Annotated in this window: 19 protein-coding genes and 1 tRNA gene; 19 read left to right on the top strand and 1 reads right to left on the bottom strand. The window is 35.1% G+C overall.

Annotation, left to right across the window (positions count from 1 at the left end; all coding sequences use genetic code 11):
* Positions 1-51 precede the first annotated feature (51 nt).
* The 16 genes from BR44_RS05860 (at position 52) to whiA (ending at position 17,376) form a co-directional block, all read left to right on the top strand.
* Positions 52-360, top strand: a complete 309-nt coding sequence (locus BR44_RS05860; protein ID WP_034551199.1) for an ArsR/SmtB family transcription factor — start codon at positions 52-54, stop codon at positions 358-360.
* Between the two features lie 107 nt (positions 361-467).
* Entirely contained in the window at positions 468-1,100 is a 633-nt protein-coding gene (locus BR44_RS05855) for an HD domain-containing protein (protein ID WP_034551198.1), read from the top strand.
* 166 nt (positions 1,101-1,266) lie between these two features.
* Positions 1,267-4,119, top strand: a complete 2,853-nt coding sequence (gene uvrA / locus BR44_RS05850; RefSeq protein ID WP_034551197.1) for an excinuclease ABC subunit UvrA — start codon at positions 1,267-1,269, stop codon at positions 4,117-4,119.
* A 281-nt stretch (positions 4,120-4,400) separates the two neighbouring features.
* Positions 4,401-5,981: a daptomycin-sensing surface protein LiaX gene (liaX, locus tag BR44_RS05845; RefSeq protein WP_034551195.1), complete on the top strand. Its 1,581-nt coding sequence runs from the start codon at positions 4,401-4,403 to the stop codon at positions 5,979-5,981.
* A gap of 51 nt (positions 5,982-6,032) precedes the next feature.
* The gene (locus tag BR44_RS05840) at positions 6,033-6,341 is read left to right on the top strand and encodes a PspC domain-containing protein (RefSeq protein WP_034551193.1); all 309 of its coding nucleotides are present in this window, start codon (positions 6,033-6,035) and stop codon (positions 6,339-6,341) included.
* Positions 6,341-6,691 (top strand): phage holin family protein, encoded by a 351-nt coding sequence (locus tag BR44_RS05835; RefSeq protein WP_034551189.1) that lies wholly within the window; start codon positions 6,341-6,343, stop codon positions 6,689-6,691. Before BR44_RS05840 ends, BR44_RS05835 begins: the two co-directional genes overlap by 1 nt.
* A gap of 245 nt (positions 6,692-6,936) precedes the next feature.
* Entirely contained in the window at positions 6,937-7,872 is a 936-nt protein-coding gene (gene hprK / locus BR44_RS05830) for an HPr(Ser) kinase/phosphatase (protein WP_034551188.1), read from the top strand.
* 16 nt (positions 7,873-7,888) lie between these two features.
* Positions 7,889-8,746, top strand: coding sequence for a prolipoprotein diacylglyceryl transferase (gene lgt, locus BR44_RS05825; RefSeq protein WP_034551187.1), 858 nt, complete (start codon positions 7,889-7,891; stop codon positions 8,744-8,746).
* A gap of 85 nt (positions 8,747-8,831) precedes the next feature.
* Complete coding sequence (locus BR44_RS05820; RefSeq protein ID WP_034551186.1) at positions 8,832-9,839, top strand: NAD(P)H-dependent glycerol-3-phosphate dehydrogenase; 1,008 nt, start codon at positions 8,832-8,834, stop codon at positions 9,837-9,839.
* Between the two features lie 45 nt (positions 9,840-9,884).
* Positions 9,885-10,775, top strand: coding sequence for a UTP--glucose-1-phosphate uridylyltransferase GalU (gene galU / locus BR44_RS05815; protein WP_034551185.1), 891 nt, complete (start codon positions 9,885-9,887; stop codon positions 10,773-10,775).
* A 179-nt stretch (positions 10,776-10,954) separates the two neighbouring features.
* The gene (locus BR44_RS05810; protein WP_034551182.1) at positions 10,955-11,386 is read left to right on the top strand and encodes a tetratricopeptide repeat protein; all 432 of its coding nucleotides are present in this window, start codon (positions 10,955-10,957) and stop codon (positions 11,384-11,386) included.
* A gap of 103 nt (positions 11,387-11,489) precedes the next feature.
* Positions 11,490-12,449, top strand: coding sequence for a thioredoxin-disulfide reductase (gene trxB / locus BR44_RS05805; protein ID WP_034551181.1), 960 nt, complete (start codon positions 11,490-11,492; stop codon positions 12,447-12,449).
* Between the two features lie 150 nt (positions 12,450-12,599).
* Positions 12,600-14,327 (top strand): phospho-sugar mutase, encoded by a 1,728-nt coding sequence (locus BR44_RS05800; RefSeq protein WP_034551179.1) that lies wholly within the window; start codon positions 12,600-12,602, stop codon positions 14,325-14,327.
* Between the two features lie 155 nt (positions 14,328-14,482).
* On the top strand, positions 14,483-15,373 hold the full coding sequence (rapZ, locus tag BR44_RS05795; protein ID WP_034551177.1) for an RNase adapter RapZ: 891 nt from the start codon (positions 14,483-14,485) through the stop codon (positions 15,371-15,373).
* Positions 15,370-16,383 carry a gluconeogenesis factor YvcK family protein gene (locus tag BR44_RS05790; protein WP_034551176.1) on the top strand — a complete coding sequence of 338 codons (1,014 nt, stop codon included), beginning with the start codon at positions 15,370-15,372 and terminating at the stop codon, positions 16,381-16,383. The genes rapZ and BR44_RS05790 overlap by 4 nt, the downstream gene beginning before the upstream one ends.
* 36 nt (positions 16,384-16,419) lie before the next feature.
* On the top strand, positions 16,420-17,376 hold the full coding sequence (gene whiA, locus BR44_RS05785; protein WP_034551175.1) for a DNA-binding protein WhiA: 957 nt from the start codon (positions 16,420-16,422) through the stop codon (positions 17,374-17,376).
* Positions 17,377-17,456: 80 nt separating this feature from the next.
* Here the strand turns inward: whiA and rpoN are convergent, their stop codons facing one another.
* Positions 17,457-18,806 (bottom strand): RNA polymerase factor sigma-54, encoded by a 1,350-nt coding sequence (gene rpoN / locus BR44_RS05780; protein ID WP_034551174.1) that lies wholly within the window; start codon positions 18,804-18,806, stop codon positions 17,457-17,459.
* Between the two features lie 165 nt (positions 18,807-18,971).
* Here rpoN and BR44_RS05775 point away from each other — a divergent pair.
* From BR44_RS05775 to BR44_RS05765, 3 genes are all read left to right on the top strand, one after another.
* A tRNA-Arg gene (locus tag BR44_RS05775) sits at positions 18,972-19,043 on the top strand.
* 717 nt (positions 19,044-19,760) lie between these two features.
* A complete protein-coding gene (gene clpP / locus BR44_RS05770) occupies positions 19,761-20,357 on the top strand; it encodes an ATP-dependent Clp endopeptidase proteolytic subunit ClpP (RefSeq protein WP_034551172.1) in 597 nt (198 codons plus the stop codon).
* 262 nt (positions 20,358-20,619) lie between these two features.
* Positions 20,620-21,159: a DsbA family protein gene (locus BR44_RS05765; protein ID WP_034551170.1), complete on the top strand. Its 540-nt coding sequence runs from the start codon at positions 20,620-20,622 to the stop codon at positions 21,157-21,159.
* The last annotated feature ends 104 nt before the right edge of the window (positions 21,160-21,263 follow it).

Here is a 21,263-nt window from a genome sequence, read left to right as displayed (position 1 = left end):
TTATGGTAAAATAAAATAAGAGAATATTTGATAAAGGGTGGGAGAATAACGATGAATAATAAAGAAGCACCATTATTAGATGAGGATACAATCCGACGAGTCAGTAAATTATTTAAAATTATCAGTGATCCAACACGGATTGCTATTTTATATCTCTTAGAAAATCAAGAATTGAATGTAAGTACAATTGCAAAAGTTATGAATATGGAACAATCTGCTGTCTCACATCAACTAAAAGTTTTGAAGACGGCCCGTTTAGTGAAATCTCAACGCAAAGGGAAAAGCATGTTATACAGCCAGATGGATAAACATGTCTATAGTATTTTAGGTCAAGGAATCATTCACATTAAAGAAGAATGAGTAGCTCTATTTTTATCTATTTTTAAATCATGACGACAATCTTTTTGCTTTAATTTATTATCTATGTTAGGGTTATAAAAATTTAACCACAAAAAGGATGAGCGCTAATGGGAATGCACCAATATATTAAAAGTCTAAGTGATTTAGAAAGTATTATTCGTTGTCCAGGAAAATTTAAATATGAAGAGCACTCAGTTGCTGCCCATTCTTTTAAAGTAACCAAAATTGCACAGTTTCTAGGAACAGTAGAAGAGCAGCAAGGGAAGACAGTCGACTGGCGTTCACTCTATGAAAAAGCTTTAAATCATGATTATTCAGAGCTTTTTATTGGAGATATTAAGACACCAGTTAAATATGCTACACCTCAGTTAAGGGAAATGCTTGCAGATGTAGAAGAATCTATGACTGAAAACTTTATTAGAAATGAGATCCCAATAGAATTCCAAGCAGCCTATGCGAAACGGTTAAAAGAAGGCAAAGATGAGACCCTTGAAGGCCAAATTTTATCAGTTGCTGATAAAGTTGACCTATTGTATGAATCATTTGGAGAAATACAAAAAGGCAATACAGAAAATATTTTCGCTGAAATTTATGAAGAATCTTTAAAAACGATTTTACGATTCAGTCACTTAAATAGTGTTCAATATTTTTTGACAGATATATTGCCTGATTTACTAAGCGGAGATTTCACTAATCAAACACAACTTCAAAATATATCACAACGTATTTTAAATAAATAAAATAAGAACAAATGTTCTTTTGAGTTGAATCTTGTGTTATAATAGAATATAGAAATGGAAGGTAGGAGGCATTTCGCTATCCTATTTTTTGTGAATTGCGGTACATTAAAAGAGTTAAATAAAAGGCAGTAAAACTATTAAAATTCATCGTAAAGGAAGAATCTATATGCGAAATGATAAAATTGAAATCCATGGCGCACGATCACATAACTTGAAAAATATTGATGTCACTATTCCTAGAGATAAATTAGTTGTATTAACCGGGTTGTCTGGTTCAGGAAAAAGTTCGCTAGCTTTTGACACATTGTACGCAGAAGGGCAAAGACGGTATGTGGAAAGTTTATCTGCTTACGCTCGTCAATTTTTAGGTCAAATGGATAAACCCGATGTTGATAGTATTGATGGCTTAAGTCCGGCTATCTCAATTGATCAAAAAACAACGAGTAAAAATCCGCGTTCAACTGTTGGTACTGTAACGGAAATTAATGATTATTTACGTCTTCTCTATGCTAGAGTAGGTCACCCAATTTGTCCCAATGATGGAACCGAGATTACAAGTCAAACTGTTGAGCAGATGGTAGATCGTGTACTTGAATATCCTGAAAAAACTAGAATTCAAATCTTAGCACCTATTGTAGTTGGAAAAAAAGGGCAGCACAAAAAAATATTTGAAAGAATAAAAAGTGAAGGTTATGTTCGTTTACGTGTGGATAAAGAAATCTATGATATTTCAGATGAAATTGAATTAGAAAAAAACAAAAAACATGATATTGATATCGTCATTGACCGAATTGTAGTCAAAGAAGGTATCCGTTCACGATTATTTGATTCGTTAGAAGCAGCGCTTCGACTGGCAGAAGGCTACGCTGTTGCTGATATATTAGGTCAAGAGGAAGTGTTGTTTAGTGAGCACTATGCTTGCCCTTACTGTGGGTTTACTGTTGGGGAATTAGAGCCACGCTTATTCTCTTTTAATGCTCCATTCGGGGCATGCGGAGATTGTGATGGCTTAGGTATAAAATTAGAAGTGGATACAGATTTAATCATTCCGGAAAAATCTTTAACTCTCAGAGAAGGTGCGGTTGCACCTTGGAAACCGATTAGTTCAAATTATTATCCACAATTACTAGAACAAGCTTGTCAGACGTTCAATATTGATTTAGATACTCCTTTTGAAAAATTGACTGAAAAAGAACAACGTTTTGTTTTGGAAGGTTCAAATGAAGAGCTATTTCATTTTCATTATAAAAATGATTTTGGTGGCATTAGAGATGTTGATATCCCTTTTGAAGGAATTATTCGTAATATTGATAGACGTTACAAAGAAACCAATAGTGATTTTACAAGAGATCAAATGCGCCTTTATATGACTGAATTAACTTGTCAGACTTGTAAAGGCAAACGATTAAATCGACAAGCACTATCTGTAAAAGTAGGCGATAAAGATATTGGTGAAGTTAGCAATTATCCAATTGAGGGAGCGATAGATTTCTTTGGGGGCCTTGTTCTTTCGGAGCAAGAAAGTATGATTGCCAAACCGATTCTGAAAGAAGTTCATGATAGATTAAATTTTTTGAGTAACGTAGGATTGAATTACCTAACCTTGAGCCGTATGTCAGGTACGTTATCCGGTGGAGAAGCACAGCGAATTCGATTAGCTACTCAAATCGGTTCAAACTTATCGGGAGTGTTGTATATCTTAGATGAACCTTCAATCGGGTTGCATCAAAGAGACAACAACCGCTTAATTGACTCGTTAAAAAAAATGCGCGATCTTGGCAATACATTAATTGTAGTAGAACACGATGAAGACACAATGTTTGCAGCAGATTATTTGATTGATATTGGACCAGGTGCTGGCGAAAAAGGTGGAGAAATAGTAGCTTTTGGTACACCAGAAGAAGTTGCGAAAAATGAAAAATCGTTAACAGGGGCTTATTTATCTGGTAGAAAGTTTATCCCGGTACCGAAAACTCGTCGCATTGAAAACAAAGGTGCCATCCGTATTACGGGTGCAGCTGAAAATAACTTGAAAAATTTAACTGTCGATTTCCCATTGGGACGCTTTATTGCAGTAACAGGTGTTTCTGGTTCTGGGAAAAGTACTCTAATTAATACGATTTTAAAAAAAGCTTTGTCTCGTGAACTGAATCGTTCCAAACAAAAACCAGGGAAATTTAAAAAAATGACTGGGTATGAAAAATTAGAAAAAATAATAAATATTGACCAAAGTCCAATTGGAAGAACACCGCGAAGCAATCCAGCAACGTATACCAGTGTTTTTGATGATATTCGTGACCTATTTGCTTCTACAAATGAAGCTAAAATTAGAGGCTATAAAAAAGGACGTTTTAGTTTCAATGTGAAAGGTGGTCGTTGTGAGGCTTGTAGAGGGGATGGTATTCTAAAAATCGAAATGCATTTTCTACCTGATGTTTATGTCCCTTGTGAAATTTGTCATGGCACAAGATACAATTCAGAAACGTTAGAAGTTCGTTACAAAGGCAAGAATATTTCTGATGTACTAGGTATGACAATTGAAGAAGCCGTTGTCTTTTTTGAGCACATTCCAAAAATTCATCGTAAAGTACAAACAATTATTGATGTTGGATTAGGATATGTGACATTAGGTCAACCAGCAACAACATTATCCGGAGGAGAAGCTCAACGCATGAAGCTAGCTAGCGAACTTCATAAGCGGTCTGATGGAAAGAATTTTTATATTCTAGATGAGCCGACAACTGGACTTCATACAGAAGACATCGCTCGGTTATTGGAAGTCTTAAACCGCTTAGTTGAGGCTGGAAACACCGTTTTAGTGATTGAACACAATCTAGATGTGATTAAAACAGCTGACTACATTATTGATCTTGGTCCTGAAGGTGGTGCTGGAGGTGGAACAATTTTAGCAACTGGGACTCCAGAAAAAATTGCAAAAGCAAAAAATAGTTATACTGGATATTATTTGAAAAAAATACTGAAAAGAGATAAAAACCGCACTATAGAACAATCTAAATAATATAGTGGATAAGTGATCAAAAGTAACAGGCCCTTTTCTAAAGGGGTCTGTTGTTTTTTTATTTCATAGTGTTTCACTAACGCTGTTTTTGTGTTCGTGTTAAAATAAAGATGAGTGTAATAAGAAAAGATTCAGTCTAAGTAACCATATGGAAATCGTTCTAAAGTCCTATGACAAAACCCGTTTAGTAAAGCATAATAGAAATATAAGAAAGAATAGCTAACAACCTATTGCTTGAACAATTACTAGATAGATGGAATATTCCAAGGAGGGATAGTATCATGAAAGAAAGAGAAAGAATCCTAGAATTAGTAAAACAAGACATCATTTCAACAGAAGAAGCTCTGGTTTTGCTTGAAAACAGTGCTAAAAAAGATAGTAAAGAAGCAGTTAAAAGAGATCAAACAACAGTTCAAGACCAGTCGTTTACTCAAGAACCTATCGAGTCTCCACACGTAGAAAAAATAAGTGAACAAGAGACTGAGCAAGAACAAGAAGAATACGATGAATACAAAGAAGAACAAAAGAAAGACCAAGAACAATTAGAAGCAATATTAGAAAAACTTGCTAACGAAGCGTCAAGCTATTCTGTTCAATTAGATGAAAAAGATAGTGAAATTAGAGCAATTAGAAATCAACTAAATAAAGCAAATGAAAAGCTAAATGTATTAGAAACATTGGAAGATTTAGACGAACTAGACGCTGAAAAAGAACCTGAGTTAAAGCAGTTAAGTCATGAGATAGAAGAGTATGAGGCTCAATTAACTGATCTCGAAGAAGATAGAGTAACATTAATGGAACAGTTACGTATCGTTAAACAAAAACAATGGGGATCTCAAAAAAAACAACTCATTGAAAAATTTGAAATTCCAGATGATTGGAAAGATGTAGCCAATGACACAATCAATCAAGTTGGCGGAAAAATGACAGAAGCAGGAAATCAATTTGGTAAGTTAATGAAGAATACTTTTTCTTCAGTAATGGAAAATATGGATTGGAAAGATGTTAATGTGCGTGTTCCAGGATTAGCTTCTACGAAATTCACACACGAATTTAGTTATCCTAATTCGATGGCGTCTATTATTGATGTGAAAGTAGCCAATGGTGATGTTCTTTTTAAAACTTGGAAAGGTGAAGATATCAAAGTTGAAACAGAGATTAAAATTTATGGAAAACTTGATTCTGATAGTCCTTTTGAAGCATTCTCAAAGCGTAGTACAATTGATGTAACAGAAGAAAAAATCTTGTTTCATATTCCAAACAAACGTATTCGTTGCGATATGACTTTTTATTTACCTGAAAGAGTATATGATCACACAGCTATCAAGCTATTAAATGGAAACGTGAGAATAGAAGAGTTTGAAGGTGAAGATATTTACGTTAAATGCACAAATGGTGACATGTGTTTTGAAAAAGTAAAAGCTACGATGATTGAAACAGAAGGCGTAAATGGAAAAGTATCTCTTGTAGATAGCACTACAAGAGATCTAATTGTTAACAGTATTAATGGTGGTATTGTGGCTCAAGGAGGTTTTAACGGTGTTGATTTATCAACAGTTAATGGCACGGTTAAGGTTACTGTCTTGAATACAGACTTGCAGCATTTAGAAGCTTCATCCGTCAATGGTGCAGTTAAAGTTTCTGTTCCAAAAGAATTAAGTATAGAAGGAAATGCAAAAAGTAACTTAGGCACCATTCAAAATCGAATGGAAAAAACAGAAATAATCAAAGAGAAAAAAGATCGCACCAATCAATTACTTGAATTTAGAAGACAAAATGATGGTAATCCTGTAATATTAACAGTTAGCACAACGACTGGAAATATATTCTTAAAAGATAATGAAAAAAGTAAAACAGAATAACGGTTATTTATGGATAGGCTCATTGAAATATTTTGAAAGGGTGATTAGAAAATGAAAAAATTAACAAAATCAAAAAATAATAAGGTAGTCAGTGGCGTTTTAGGTGGAATTGCAGAATATTTCGATTTTGATCCTAGTATCTTGCGTATCCTATACTCCATTGCTATTGTTTTTGGGGTAGGCTCGCCTATTATTTTATATATTATCTTGGCATTAATTATGCCGGAGGCTCCAGGGTCAGAAAAATCTGATTGGCATAGAGGATTTAATGGAACGGAAAGTGAGAATAAATCCCGTAAAGAAGCTGAAAAGGTAAACGAAGAGAAGAAAGGAACCCATAATGACTGGAGTGACTTCTAGTGAAATATTGGCAAGTAATTGTCGTTAATGCACTGATTTTCTTAGCTTTATCAGGGCTTTTCCAAAATTCTTTTTACGTAGCGAATATCTGGATTGCGTTAGTAGCAAGTTTAGTCCTTTCTGTATTAAATATGGCAGTTAAACCAATTTTATTTCTCTTGTCTTTACCAATAACAATACTCACTTTAGGTCTGTTCAGTATTGTTATAAATGCGAGCATGCTAAGTTTAACCTCTCTAATTGTGGGTCCAGGGTTTCAATTCAGGACATTTGGAACAACTATTTTAATTGCAATTATTCTGTCATTTGTAAATACATTTATTAGTAGCAGAATAGTTGTAAATAGATAGTAAATAGAACAATGTGTTTTGCGGTATGTGTATGACGAATTAGTCTATGCATACTGTTTTTTTGTAAAACACACAAAAAGAAACTAAATTTAAGCAATAGTAACAGTATTCATACAAAAAAAGTGTGATTCTCTTTAATAGCCTAGTTTAAAATGGTAAAATAGGAAATGTAAGCAACTTTTTTTAAATCAATCAACTTATAAATAATAGCAACCAGCTAAATGGAGCTCAAAGGAGAATAAAGTATGACTAATAGTGTAACAGTAAAAGAATTAGTGGACTCTCTTAAGTTAGTTGTACATAATGGAGAGGAATTTTTAAACAGAACAATCCAGACAACTGACCTTTCAAGACCAGGTTTGGAATTGACAGGCTATTTTAACTATTACCCGCAAGAGCGCCTGCAACTATTCGGCAGAACAGAAATTTCATTTTCAGAACGCATGTCTAGTGATGAGCGGTTAATGGTTTTTCGACGGATGTGTCAGCCAGATACACCTGCTTTTTTAGTTTCACGTAATTTGACATTACCTAAAGAATTGATTCAAGCGACAACTGAAAAAGAAATCCCATTATTGTCATCAACGTATGCTACTACTCGTCTAGCTAGTAATGTCACGAATTTTTTAGAAGAACGGTTAGCTGAAAGAGAATCCGTTCATGGTGTGTTAATCGATATCTACGGAATGGGTGTCATGATTACTGGGGACAGTGGTGTAGGGAAAAGTGAAACAGCTTTAGAACTCATTCAAAGAGGTCATCGTTTAGTAGCAGATGATCGAGTTGAACTTCACGTGGTTGGAGAAAACCGTTTAATTGGTGAGCCGCCTGAAATTTTACGTAATCTAATTGAGATTCGTGGAATTGGCATTATCGATGTGGCTAATTTATTTGGAGTAGGAGCCATCCGACTAAGTAAAGCGGTTAATCTAATTGTTAACTTGGAATTATGGGATAAACATACTAAATTTGACCGTCTGGGATCCTCTGATGGGAAAAGAAGAATTTCTAATGTTGATGTTCCTTTGATTTCTATACCGGTTAAAACTGGACGTAATTTAGCGGTCATTATTGAATCAGCTGCTATGAATTATAGAGCCAAACAAATGGGATATAATGCAACTGAAACATTTGAAAGAAATCTTGAAAAATTAATCAAAAGCAATTCTGGAGAAGCTTAAAAAAGGAGATTAGAAGATGAACTTTTTATTCAGTGCAATCAACCCTATTGCATTTTCATTGGGGCCTCTTGAAGTTTATTGGTATGGAGTTATTATTGCTTCTGCTATTTTTGTAGCCATATTTTTAAGCATGCGCGAAGCAAAAAAACGCGGGATTGAAGGAGATCATGTCATTGATATGGCTCTTTGGTCGCTACCCATCGCTTTTATCGGGGCACGTTTATACTACGTTATCTTTGAATTAGAGTATTACTTGCAAAATCCAGGCGAAATAATGGCCATCTGGAATGGTGGAATTGCTATATATGGTGGATTGATTGCTGGAGGTCTAACGGTTTATTGGTACACTAAAAAGCATGGTATCCCTATTTGGTTGATGCTAGATGTTCTTGCACCTAATGTCTTGTTAGCACAAGCGATGGGACGTTGGGGAAACTTTATTAACCAAGAAGCACATGGTGGAGAAGTTACAAGAAACTTTTTAGAAAATCTTTATTTGCCCGAATTCATTATTAATCAAATGAATATCAATGGTGTTTATTATCACCCGACTTTTCTTTATGAATCTCTTTGGAGTTTAACTGGATTTGTATTGATTGTCTTATTGCGAAATCGTAAATCCTTATTGCGTCGTGGCGAAGTAGCCTTAACTTATGTTTTGTGGTATTCATTTGGACGTTTCTTTATTGAAGGACTAAGAACAGATAGTTTATGGTTAGTGGATTGGTTGCGTGTATCCCAAGCATTATCAGTTGTTTTATTCATAGCTGCACTGATTATCTGGGCAACGAGAAGAAGAGACTATCCTCCAGTTCCTTATTATCTAGAGGGGTTAACTGCAGACGAAGAGAAAAAAATCACTCAAATCAACTGAATTTGATCATCACAACCAAGATATCTTAAAACTAACGAATAGAGAATAAAGACATTGAAATCATGACAAGGAGTGACGAAATAACATGTTGAATAAAATTGCGCTATTGGGTGCTGGCTCATGGGGAACAGCTTTGTCAATGGTTCTTGAAGAAAATGGACACGAGGTTCATTTGTGGAGTCATAGCCAGGAGCAAGTGGACGAAATCAATCAATACCATACAAATAAGCATTATTTGCCAAAAGTGATGCTTTCAAAAAAAATAAAAGCCTCTACTGATTTAGCAGAAGTCTTAGATTCAGTCGATGCTGTTTTATTTGTTGTTCCAACGAAAGCTATTCGCGAAGTAGCTAGAAAGGTAGAAGCTACCTTGAAAAATCCTGTAGTTATCATTCATGCTAGTAAAGGTCTAGAACAAGAAACGCATAAGCGTATTTCAATTATTCTAGAAGAAGAAATTTCTAAGAATAAACGTAAAGCCGTGGTTGCCTTGTCTGGACCTAGTCATGCAGAAGAAGTAGCCGTAAAGGATTTAACCACTATTACTGCAGCATCATCCGATATAGAAACGGCTACTTTTGTTCAACAATTATTTATGAATGATTATTTTAGAGTGTATACCAATAAAGATATTATTGGAGTAGAACTTGGAGCGGCCTTGAAAAATATTATCGCTCTTGGAGCGGGCGCTCTCCACGGTTTAGGCTATGGAGATAATGCTAAAGCAGCCTTAATGACTAGAGGATTGGCAGAAATCAGTCGTTTAGGTGTAGCTTTTGGAGCGGATCCATTAACGTTTATTGGTCTAAGTGGGGTTGGCGATTTGATTGTGACGTGTACTAGTGTGCATTCGCGTAATTGGCAAGCAGGTAATTTCTTAGGAAAAGGCATGACGGTAACGGAAGTCTTAGACCACATGGAGATGGTTGCTGAGGGGATTACGACGACTAAAGCGGTATATGAATTAGCAAAAGAAAAAGAAATTGAAATGCCAATTACTGCAGTAATTTATGAGGTGTTGTATAATGAAGCAAACGTTAAAGAGGCTGTCGATTCCTTAATGAAACGCGATGGGAAATCAGAAAGTTACTAGTAAGTACATGGATTACAGAAAACAAAGTATTGGAGGAAAATAAAAATGCAAAAAGTTCGTAAAGCGGTCATTCCAGCTGCAGGCTTGGGCACACGTTTTTTACCTGCTACAAAAGCGATGGCAAAAGAGATGCTGCCAATCGTTGATAAACCAACCATTCAGTTTATCGTAGAAGAAGCAATTAATTCGGGGATTGAAGATATTTTAATTGTAACTGGGAAAAGTAAGCGTCCAATTGAGGATCACTTTGATTCAAATCCAGAATTAGAAGAAAATTTGAGAGCCAAAGATAAGCTCGCTCTTTTAGAGTTGGTTGAAGAAACGACAGGTTTGAATTTGTTTTTCGTTCGTCAATCTTATCCCAAAGGACTAGGTCATGCTGTTTTACAAGCTAAAGCATTTATTGGGAATGAACCATTTGTGGTTATGCTCGGGGATGATTTGATGGAAGACGAAGTTCCTTTGACAAAACAATTGATCAATGGTTACGATAAAACTCATGCTTCTAATATAGCAGTAATGAAAGTCCCACATGAAGATACTTATAAATACGGCATTATTGATCCTGAAGGACAAGTAGATGAAACAACTTATAATGTACGTAGTTTTGTGGAAAAGCCTAAGCCAGAAGATGCACCCAGTGATTTAGCTATTATTGGACGTTACTTGTTGACTCCTGAAATTTTCGATATTTTAGAAAAACAAGAACCTGGTGCTGGTGGAGAGATTCAATTAACTGATGCTATTGATACTTTAAATAAAACGCAACGTGTTTTTGCACATGAATTTAAAGGACAACGTTTTGATGTGGGGGATAAGTTTGGATTCCTGAAAACTAGTATTCAGTATGGTTTAAAACACAACGAAGTAAAAGATGCTTTACGTGAATACATCATTAAATTAGGACAAAAACTTGAAGAAAACGAAAAAAAATAATCATTTATCTGAACAAAAATAAATTAGCGAGAAGCCGCTCACCATTTTAGGTGGTGCGATGGAACGCTTTTTTTATTGAAAATAATCCTATTGAAGAACATAGGGAGGTATATCAAATCAAGAGCGTCTGTGCTATACTTGTTTATCAAAATAAAGTGCAATAAAAAGGGGGAAGCCACATGTCAGATGGGGAAAATGAAACAGCTACAATCATACCATTTATTCCAACTAGCGACTTTTATTTTCAAAGAGGAATTAAAGCTTTTCAAAAAAATGATATGGCAAAGGCTAAAGAGTACCTCCTACGTGCAAGCACGTTGAGTAAAACTGAAGAAGAAAGAGTTTTCGCTCTTTGCCAGTTAGCTATTTGCTACCAACAGACAGGTGAATTTGCAGAATCAATGGAAATATTAGAGGATTTAATTCGTAGTGATGGAGATATTTTTCCTGAAGCTTACTATTTTCAAGCCAATAATTATGCATTTTTAGATGAGTTAGAAAAAGCATTAGAATTAGTAATCCAATACTTGCAACTTGAACCAGATGGTGATTTTTCTGATGAAGCAGAATCTTTGAAGCAAGTCATCGAAATAGAAATAAAAGAATTTTAAAAATTAACTTCCATTTAGTAAGCAAATAAATGGAAGTTTTTAATGATACAGTGTAGAATAGAGAAATAAATGATAAACTGAATGAAGTTAAAGGAGATATACTATGGAGACAGCAGAAAAAATATACGATGTGGTTGTTATCGGGGCTGGACCGGGCGGCCTAACAGCAGCTCTTTATGCCTCACGTGCTAATTTAAGTACCTTAATAATAGAACGCGGAGTACCAGGTGGTCAGATGATGAATACGGCTGAGGTAGAGAATTATTCTGGATTTAGCAGCATTTTAGGACCAGAGCTTTCTGAAAATATGTACCAGGGAGCTATACGCTTCGGAGCAGAACACATATACGGCGATATAAAAGAAATAATTGAAGGCCGAGAATATAAGACCTTAATATCAGGTAAAAAAGAATACAAAGCAAAAGCGATAGTGATCGCAACAGGTGCTGAGCATCGCAAATTAGGTGTAGATGGAGAAAACCAATACAATGGTCGCGGTGTATCTTATTGTGCTGTCTGTGATGGAGCATTTTTCCGAAACAAACATTTACTGGTTATCGGTGGTGGCGATTCAGCTGTAGAAGAAGGAACGTATTTAACGCAGTTTGCTGATAAAGTAACAATCGTCCATCGACGTGATGAACTAAGATCTCAAAAAATACTTCAAGATCGTGCATTTAAAAATGAAAAAGTAGACTTCATCTGGAATGCTACTGTTGAAACAATTTTTGGTGATGATATGAAGGTCACTGGAGTAAAATTAAAAGATACTATAACAGGCGAATTTAGAGATGCTCCTGCTGATGGAGTTTTCATCTATGTCGGTATTTTGCCGAACTCAGAACAATTCAGAAAATTAGGTATCACAGATGATGAAGGTTGGATTAAGACAAATGAAAGAATGGAAACAACCATTCCTGGAATATTTGCTGTCGGCGATGTTCGCTTGACACCGCTACGCCAAATAGCAACGGCTGTTGGAGATGGCAGTTTAGCTGGCGACAATGTTTTTCATTATATTGAGAAATTGAATGAATCTTTAGAAGCTGAAAAAGTAAATTAGTTTAATGATAATAAAGCAAGAGACTGGGTTAATCCTGGACTCTTGTTTTTTTTTGCGATGTACTTTTAATGAAAGAAACTGAGAAAAATGGTATACTTGCAAAAAGAGTGATGTAAACGTTTTTTATCAAATAGCAAAGGATGATTAAATATGACTTGGGAACAAACATATGAAATTTGGGACAATTATGAACCGTTAGAAGAAACATTAAAGGCTGAATTACTTACTTTGAAAGGAGATAATCATAAGTTAGAAGATGCGTTCTATGCTCCCTTGGAATTTGGTACTGCTGGGATGCGCGGAATAATTGGCGTTGGAATTAACCGGATGAATCAATATACGATTCGTCAAGCTACAGAGGGGTTAGCCTTATTTATGGATAGTTTAGGAGAAGAAACAAAAAAACGTGGTGTCGCAATTGCTTATGATTCAAGACATCAATCTCCAGAGTTTGCCATGGAAGCTGCAAAAACATTAGGTGCTCATAATATTCCTGCGTTTGTTTTTGAAAGTTTACGTCCTACACCAGAATTATCTTTTGCTGTTCGTCAGTTAAATGCCTATGCTGGAATCATGATTACAGCTAGTCACAATCCAGCATCATATAATGGCTATAAGGTATATGGCGAAGATGGAGGACAAATGCCACCAAAAGAAGCGGATGCGTTGACTTCATACGTGAGAAATGTTGAGAATAGCTTAACCGTTGCTGTATTGTCAGAAGATGAACTCCAATCTAAGGGACTATTGACTATTTTAGGCGAAGACATGGATCAATTGTATCTTGAGCAAGTGAAGGCAGTGAGTGTCGATCCTGAATTGATTAAACGAATGAGTGATAAGATGAAACTTGTTTTCACGCCTTTACATGGTGCAGGTCAGATGTTAGGAGAACGTGCATTGGCTAATGCAGGGTTTAAAGGAATTACAGTTGTTCCAGAACAAGCTGTGGCCGATCCTGATTTTTCTACAGTAAAATCGCCAAATCCTGAAGATCCAGCGGCATTTGAATACGCTCTTCGATTAGGGAAAAAAATTGATGCAGATATTCTAGTCGCAACCGATCCTGATGCAGATCGCTTAGGAATAGCTGTTAAAACAGCTGTTGGCAATTATGAAGTTTTAACAGGCAACCAAATTGCGAGCTTAATGCTTTATTACTTGTTAACTGTTCAGAAAGAAACAGGAAAATTAATAGAGAATGGCGTCGTCTTAAAATCAATTGTTTCGAGTGAGTTGCCAACAGCTATCACAGAACACTTTGGAATGAAGATAGTTGACGTCTTGACCGGATTTAAATTTATTGCAGAAAAAATCAAGCAATATGAAGCTGATAAAAGTCAAACCTTCCTATTCGGTTTTGAAGAAAGTTATGGTTACTTAGTGAAACCATTTGTTCGTGATAAAGACGCGATTCAAGCACTTGTTTTAATCGCTGAAGTTGCAGCTTTTTATAAAGAGCAAGATAAAACACTTTATGATGGTCTGCAAGATATTTTCCATGAATTTGGTCATTATAAAGAAAAAACGATTTCTATGACGATGGATGGTATTGAAGGCGCTAGGAAAATAAAAGAGTTAATTGCTAAATTCCGCAAAGAATCACCAAGAGAATTTGCCGGAATTGGTGTGGAATGTGTGGAGGACTTTAAAACCAGAGAACGTACTTATAGAGATGGTACAAAAGAGACAATTGATATGCCTTCATCTAATGTATTGAAATATAAAATGGTAGATGGCAGTTGGTTAGCTATTCGACCTTCAGGTACAGAGCCAAAAATAAAATTCTATATTGGATCTTTCGCAACTTCTGCTAGTGAAGTAAATAGAAAGCTAGGAGATTTCGAAGCAACAATTGAAATCGTAGTAAATGCCTAATTTTTTTGCAGCAGCCATGGTGAGCATTTTTGCTCCTCATGGCTTTTGTCTGTTAGTAATTAAGCAAATTTTAAACTTAACTATACACGACACACCCGGAATGTTATAATTAAACGAAGGCTTGTAAAATGAGAACTCGAAGGAGAGTGCCAAGGATGGTAGAAAATTTACAATTAGTCATTATTACAGGTATGAGTGGCGCAGGTAAAACAGTAGCTATGCAAAGTTTTGAAGATATGGGCTATTTCTGTGTAGATAATATGCCTCCTAGTTTATTGCCGAAATTTTGGGAATTAGTCAGAGAATCTGGCAAGTTAACCAAAATTGCCTTGGTCATTGATTTACGTGCGCGTGAATTTTTTGATGAAATTGTGACGGCGTTAGAAGGTATGGACAATACAACGTTCATCACCACGAAAATATTGTTTTTAGAGGCAGACGACGAAGAATTGGTTTCTCGTTACAAAGAAACAAGACGGACTCATCCTTTAGCAATGAACGATCGTTTAATTGAAGGAATTAAAAAAGAGCGTGAATTACTGAATGATATCAAAGGCCGTGCTCAAAAAGTTATTAATACAAGTAATTTAACTCCTCGTCAATTGAGAGAAGAAATTCAAACAACATTTAATAAACGAGCTGGAGCAGATTTGTTCCGTATTGAGTTGGTTTCATTTGGCTTTAAATATGGTTTACCGATTGATGCAGATCTAGTAATGGATGTTCGTTTTTTACCAAACCCTCATTATATTGATAGTCTAAGACCTTTAACAGGTGTAGATAAGCCTGTGTATGATTACGTAATGAAACAACCTGAAACTGAAATTTTCTATCGCAAATTCACTGAATTGTTAGACATTGTTTTACCAGGTTATAAAAAAGAAGGGAAAAATAATGTTACCATCGCAATAGGATGTACAGGTGGCAAACACCGTTCAGTCGCCCTTTCAGAACGTATTGGACAAAAAATTACAACTGATGGGTATCCGGTTCATATTACCCATCGGGACAAAGACAAGGTCAAAGAAACGGTTAACCGGTCATGATAGATGAAAAAAAAGTGAGGAAACCTAAAATTGTAGTAATAGGTGGTGGAACCGGCTTACCTGTTATTTTAAAAGGATTAAAGGAAAAACAAGCGGATGTAACGGCTATCGTCACTGTTGCAGATGATGGAGGCAGCAGTGGCTCTTTGCGTAATTACGCTAATGTCGTTCCTCCTGGAGATATCAGAAATGTTTTAGTTTCATTATCAAATATCCCTGAATGTCAAAAAAACATTTTTCAGTATCGTTTTGATACCGCGGATAGTTTTTTAGCTGGGCATTCTATTGGCAATTTAATTATTGCTGCGATGGCAGAAATGCAAGGCAGCATTTTCGAAGCCATTCAATCCTTAGCGGAAATGATGGGCGTTGACGGACATGTTTATCCTGCAGCTGAAGAGCCTCTAATTTTGCATGCCATTTTTGAAGATGGTTCAAAAATTGAAGGAGAATCAAAAATTGCTAAAGAAAGTAAAAAAATTGAAAAAGTTTATGTAACAGCTAATGAAGATAACCATGAAGTAAAAGCATCTCGCGAGGTTTTAAATGCTATCCATGGAGCAGATATGGTTGTTTTAGGACCCGGAAGTCTGTTTACGAGTATCTTACCTAACCTAATGATTGGTGATTTAGGTCAAGCAGTATTGAATACAAAAGCTGAAGTTGTTTATATCTGCAATATTATGACCCAATTGGGCGAGACAGAAAGTTTTACTGACTCAGATCATGTAACGGTCCTGCATAAACATTTAGGAAGAAAATTTATTGACACAGTATTAGTTAATACAGAAAATGTACCTGAGAATTATGTGGATCATGAGAGATACGAAGAATATTTACTACAGGTAGCACATAACTTTAGGGGTCTATCCCAAGAAGTTCCGCGTGTTATTTCAGATAATTTCCTTTTATTTAGAGACGAAGGGGTCTTTCACGATGGGGATAAAGTTGTAGAAGAATTGTTTAAGTTGGCTTATGAGAGAAATCGCATTCGCTATGCCAAAGCATAATAGATTTGCTGAGAAAAAGTGAAGGAGGTGGATATAATGTCTTATGCTTCAGAGGTCAAAAAGGAGCTGACTCAACTAGAGGTTCATCGCGAGCATGCTAGAGCAGAATTAGCAGCATTAATTCGAATGAATGGAGCAGTTAGTTTAGTGAACAAGAAATTCGTACTGAATATTCAAACAGAAAATGCAGCAATTGCAAGAAGAATTTATGTCTTATTAAAAGATCATTTTGCAGTTGAAAGTGAATTGTTGGTTCGACGAAAAATGAAATTAAAGAAAAATAATGTTTATATTGTACGATTAAAAAGAGGGACACAAAAAGTATTGTCTGATCTTTCTATTATGGATGGGATGATTATACACAGTCATGTTCCAGAAGAAATCATGACAAATTCTCAAAAAATGCGTTCTTATTTAAGAGGATCATTTTTAGCAGGCGGATCAGTCAATAATCCAGAGACAAGTCGTTACCACTTAGAAATTTATTCTAATTATGCAGAGCACAATGATGATATTTGTCAGATGATGAATTATTTTAATATGAATGCTCGAACATTGGAAAGACGCAATGGATTTATTACTTATTTAAAAGAAGGTGAAAAAATTGCTGATTTCTTAGCACTTATAGGTGCTACAAGTGGGATGTTGAAGTTTGAAGATGTGCGTATTGTTCGAGATATGCGAAACTCCGTTAATCGATTAGTAAATTGTGAAAATGCTAATTTGAATAAAACAATTGATGCAGCTAGTAAGCAGATAGAAAGTATTAAATACATTGATGATGTAATGGGGTTAGATAAATTACCGAATAAGTTGCAGGAAATTGCTATGGCAAGGCTTCAATCTCCTGAAGTCTCTTTAAAGGAACTAGGAGAAATGATTCCTAGTGGTCAAATTAGTAAATCAGGCATTAACCACCGTCTACGTAAATTAAATGAAATTGCAGAAAAATTAAGAACGCAACACACGGTTAATAGTAATGTCAGATTTTAAAAAGTCACGAAAAAATCCTCGAGAAACTGTGTAGTGATACAGTTCTTCGAGGATTTCTTATTAGTATAAGGAAGACAATATTAAGCTTCAAAACGCTTTCGTTTGAGAGAAGTCGGGATTGAAAGAGATTCACGGTATTTAGCAACGGTTCTACGAGATATTTCAATACCATCTTCTGTCAGCAACGAAGCCAATTTTTGATCTGATAATGGTTTTTGTTTGTTTTCAGAATCAATAAATTGAGCTAATTTCTTTTTAACTTCATTTGTAGAGACCAAATCAGGCTGTTCTGAATCAGACTTGTCCGTAGGCCTAGTATTCAAAGCATTAGTAAAAAAGTGTTTTAATTCAAAAATACCAAAAGCCGTTTCTAAATACTTGTCATTAATAGAGCGACTAACGGTTGACTCGTGTATCTCAAGTTCTGTCGCAATATCTTTTAAGGTTAACGGTTGGATGGGACGCTCTGGGAGAATGAAAAAGCCTTTTTGTTTTTTTACAATAGCTGTTCCTACACGCAAGATAGTATCACCTCTTTGTGTAAGACTGCGTTGGAGCCATTCATATTCAGCTTGTTTCTCTTTGATGAAATGAGTAACATCTTTATCTTTCACTTGCATCATATCTTCATAATAAGAGGATTGAAATGAAATAACAGGCAACCCAGATTTTACAGAAATGACTTTTAACTCTTTTGACGCTATTTCTACAAATAAATCAGGTTTAAGAAATTGGTCCTTCTCTCCGTTAAACAATGCACCTGGATAGGGGGTTAGAGTTTGAATGAAATCTGAAATTAGCTGAATGTCATTTAATGAGATATCCAGCTTTCTGGTGATGTCTTTCCATTTACGATTTGTGAAAAAATCGAACTCTTCTTCTAAAATTATATAAGCCATATTTGGAGCATTTTCATTACGCTCTGTTTGAAGCATCAAACATTCTTGCAGATTTCTAGCACCAACACCTGCTGGTTCTAACTGTTGAAGTAAAACTAACGCATCAATGATTTCAAGAGGCTGAGCCTGCGTTAACTTTTCAGCATCCTTTAATGCAATGGTTAGGTAACCATTGGTATCCAAATATTCACTAAGCCATATCACCAAATCTCTTAAACGAGTTTCACGCATAGTTAAGTGGATTTGCTCAGAAATGTATTCAAACAAAGACACATACGTATCGGGAATCTGATTCATATAATTGGTTTCATCGTCATCCTTATTATAAGTCGTAGTCGGAAAATTCTCGATTAGCCTCTCTTGAGGCACACTAACTTCTATTAAGGGGTTTCCTAATGCTTTTTGATTTAAGAAAGCTAGCAAATCTTCTTGATTGTATTGCAGCATTTGAATAGATTGTTGGAGTTGTTGTGTCATTGCCATTTTTTGAACTTGATTTTGTTTTTGAGTAAATGATTGTTCAAAATTCATATAGCAGCCTCCTTTTTTAAAATGATAGATACCCCATTATTGTAACATAAAGGACTAGCGTGTTTTATATATAATGGCGAGTCTTAAAAAAGGGAATGCATAATTAAAAACCTTGTTTTTTAACGAGATATCAGCTAAGATAAAGTAGTTGATAATTTTAAAGTAGTCTCCTTGGTGTAATGGATATCACGTAAGATTCCGGTTCTTGAGATGGGGGTTCGATTCCCTCAGGAGACATCTAGTAAGACCTTTAAATGTTGAGTTTACAGTATTTTTAAAAATGTATCGCACAATTATCGCAAAAAATAAAAAGAACACCGATTGTCGAGGGTTTCATATCTTCCAAGACAATTGGTGGTTTTGTTTATTCTGCAGAAAGTGGATTTCTTCTTTCCAGTTTTCTAGTTTAACAGAAGCCTAAAAACTATAAATACCTAAAGTGATAATACATAAGAAGAACCGTTTAATCCAATGACCCAATAACCCAACTGTTGAACCGACAAATGTCAGTCTTTTTTCCGCTATAACGGTATGATTAATTTTTCAACTAGATACCAGACACAATGTCCAAGGATAACAAATTCCTAAAGTTAGCACAGTGACAGCGGGTCTTAGAAGGGTCCATCTGAGAAAATTAAACAGTCCTCCACCAAAAAAGGATTGGCGTTTTTTAAAATTAAACCTACAATTTTATTTTGTCTAGTAGCTATATTAAATACTGCAATCATATGATTGATATGACATAATAGGTATTGAAATAACGATAGGAATAGATAAAAAAATGAAAACGTAATGAAAATAAAAAGAGAAATGATTTTTTGCACAAAAAATCTTAGGCAATACAATTCTATTATTTGACCTTTATTGACCAATAGAGTAAGATACAAAATAGCAAGACTGAAAGAAGTTTATGTTACAATATAAAAGGATACCATTTTAAGGAGGAAACAAGTTATGAATTTAGTGCCTACAGTAATAGAACAATCATCAAGAGGTGAGCGTGCATACGATATCTACTCTCGCCTATTAAAAGACCGTATCATTATGTTAAGTGGAGAAATAAATGATGATGTAGCCAACTCCGTTATAGCTCAATTGCTATTCTTGGATGCGCAAGATCCTGAAAAAGATATTTACATCTATATTAATTCCCCAGGAGGAAGTGTAACAGCTGGATTTGCTATTTATGATACAATGAACTTTATCAAAGCAGATGTTCAAACAATCGCAATGGGAATGGCAGCTTCAATGGGAAGCTTCTTATTAACAGCTGGAACTAAAGGCAAACGTTATGCTTTACCAAATGCAGAAGTAATGATTCACCAACCACTTGGTGGAGCACAGGGACAAGCAACTGAAATTGAAATTGCTGCACGCCATATCTTGAAAACACGTGCCCGTTTAAATAAAATTTTGTCTGAACGCACTGGACAACCAATTGAAGTGATTGAACGCGATACGGATCGTGATAACTACATGACTGCTGAAGATTCTAAAGCCTACGGACTAATTGATGAAATTATGGAAAGTAGTTCAGAATTAAAAGAGTGAAAATAATAAAAAAGATGAGGTTAGTACAATCCTCATCTTTTTTATTTACTGCTACTATAAGCCTGAAAGCCTGAATAGGTCATGTTTTTATAGAAAACCACTAAAAATTTATTTCTTCAATAATGATAAAAGCAGCCCTGTAAAAAAGCTATGAATAATTGAGGATAAGAAGGATTAATTTTAAAAGTGCAATCAAAAAAGCAACAATTTTTTCGAATTTTCTTTATACTATTAAGTACTGAAGAGCAAAGGGGATTTTATAATGGATATTAGTAAAATAAAAGCAAGTGAAGTAGATACCGTTTACGGATTAAAAATTGGGGATCCCAAAGCACCTGTAAAAGTCATAGAATTTATTAACTTGAGTTGTCCTTTCTGTAAGAAATGGCATGATGATTCAAAAGAACTTTTAGCTAAATATGTTGAAGAAGGAAAAGTTCAACGCGTTATCAAACACTTCAATAAAGAAACGCCACATTTGGAGAAAGGTAATGTGATTCATCGTTATTTAGATTATTCGAATCCTAAAGCAGCTTTAGCAGAAATTGAGTATTTTTATGAAAATCAAGATGAATGGGGTAGCTTAAAAAGCTTGGGTGAAATTGCAGCTTATGCTGAAGATAAGCGAGACATAGCGTTACAAACCAATGAAAAAGAAATAAATGGAATCATTGAAGAAGCGAACCGATCTATTGTGGAGCTTGTTCCGACTGTTTTCATTGGCGAAGAAATTTTTGATGAACACATTACAGTAGATGAACTGCAAACATTAATTGAGGATAAATTAAAATCAGTTGAATAAATATACAATGATCAGACAGTAAGAGCTAAAGACTTTTGCTGTCTTTTTTTGATAATGAAAAAGATAATAGTATTAAACATTAAAGGATATAAACAGTTAAATAT

Origin of the sequence: Carnobacterium funditum DSM 5970, from assembly GCF_000744185.1 — a bacterium.
GTDB lineage: Bacteria > Bacillota > Bacilli > Lactobacillales > Carnobacteriaceae > Carnobacterium_A > Carnobacterium_A funditum.
This window is presented reverse-complemented; position numbering and strand designations above follow the sequence as displayed.

What these genes read in the sequence shown, in the direction of transcription:
- BR44_RS05800 (WP_034551179.1), top strand. Translation starts at nt 12,600, where the DNA reads ATGACTTGGGAACAAACATATGAAATTTGGGACAATTATGAACCGTTA.
- clpP (WP_034551172.1), top strand. Translation starts at nt 19,761, where the DNA reads ATGAATTTAGTGCCTACAGTAATAGAACAATCATCAAGAGGTGAGCGT.
- BR44_RS05860 (WP_034551199.1), top strand. Translation starts at nt 52, where the DNA reads ATGAATAATAAAGAAGCACCATTATTAGATGAGGATACAATCCGACGA.
- rpoN (WP_034551174.1), bottom strand. Translation starts at nt 18,806, where the DNA reads ATGAATTTTGAACAATCATTTACTCAAAAACAAAATCAAGTTCAAAAA.
- trxB (WP_034551181.1), top strand. Translation starts at nt 11,490, where the DNA reads ATGGAGACAGCAGAAAAAATATACGATGTGGTTGTTATCGGGGCTGGA.
- whiA (WP_034551175.1), top strand. Translation starts at nt 16,420, where the DNA reads ATGTCTTATGCTTCAGAGGTCAAAAAGGAGCTGACTCAACTAGAGGTT.
- BR44_RS05810 (WP_034551182.1), top strand. Translation starts at nt 10,955, where the DNA reads ATGTCAGATGGGGAAAATGAAACAGCTACAATCATACCATTTATTCCA.
- BR44_RS05820 (WP_034551186.1), top strand. Translation starts at nt 8,832, where the DNA reads ATGTTGAATAAAATTGCGCTATTGGGTGCTGGCTCATGGGGAACAGCT.
- BR44_RS05840 (WP_034551193.1), top strand. Translation starts at nt 6,033, where the DNA reads ATGAAAAAATTAACAAAATCAAAAAATAATAAGGTAGTCAGTGGCGTT.
- BR44_RS05765 (WP_034551170.1), top strand. Translation starts at nt 20,620, where the DNA reads ATGGATATTAGTAAAATAAAAGCAAGTGAAGTAGATACCGTTTACGGA.
- hprK (WP_034551188.1), top strand. Translation starts at nt 6,937, where the DNA reads ATGACTAATAGTGTAACAGTAAAAGAATTAGTGGACTCTCTTAAGTTA.
- galU (WP_034551185.1), top strand. Translation starts at nt 9,885, where the DNA reads ATGCAAAAAGTTCGTAAAGCGGTCATTCCAGCTGCAGGCTTGGGCACA.
- BR44_RS05855 (WP_034551198.1), top strand. Translation starts at nt 468, where the DNA reads ATGGGAATGCACCAATATATTAAAAGTCTAAGTGATTTAGAAAGTATT.
- uvrA (WP_034551197.1), top strand. Translation starts at nt 1,267, where the DNA reads ATGCGAAATGATAAAATTGAAATCCATGGCGCACGATCACATAACTTG.
- BR44_RS05790 (WP_034551176.1), top strand. Translation starts at nt 15,370, where the DNA reads ATGATAGATGAAAAAAAAGTGAGGAAACCTAAAATTGTAGTAATAGGT.
- lgt (WP_034551187.1), top strand. Translation starts at nt 7,889, where the DNA reads ATGAACTTTTTATTCAGTGCAATCAACCCTATTGCATTTTCATTGGGG.
- liaX (WP_034551195.1), top strand. Translation starts at nt 4,401, where the DNA reads ATGAAAGAAAGAGAAAGAATCCTAGAATTAGTAAAACAAGACATCATT.
- rapZ (WP_034551177.1), top strand. Translation starts at nt 14,483, where the DNA reads ATGGTAGAAAATTTACAATTAGTCATTATTACAGGTATGAGTGGCGCA.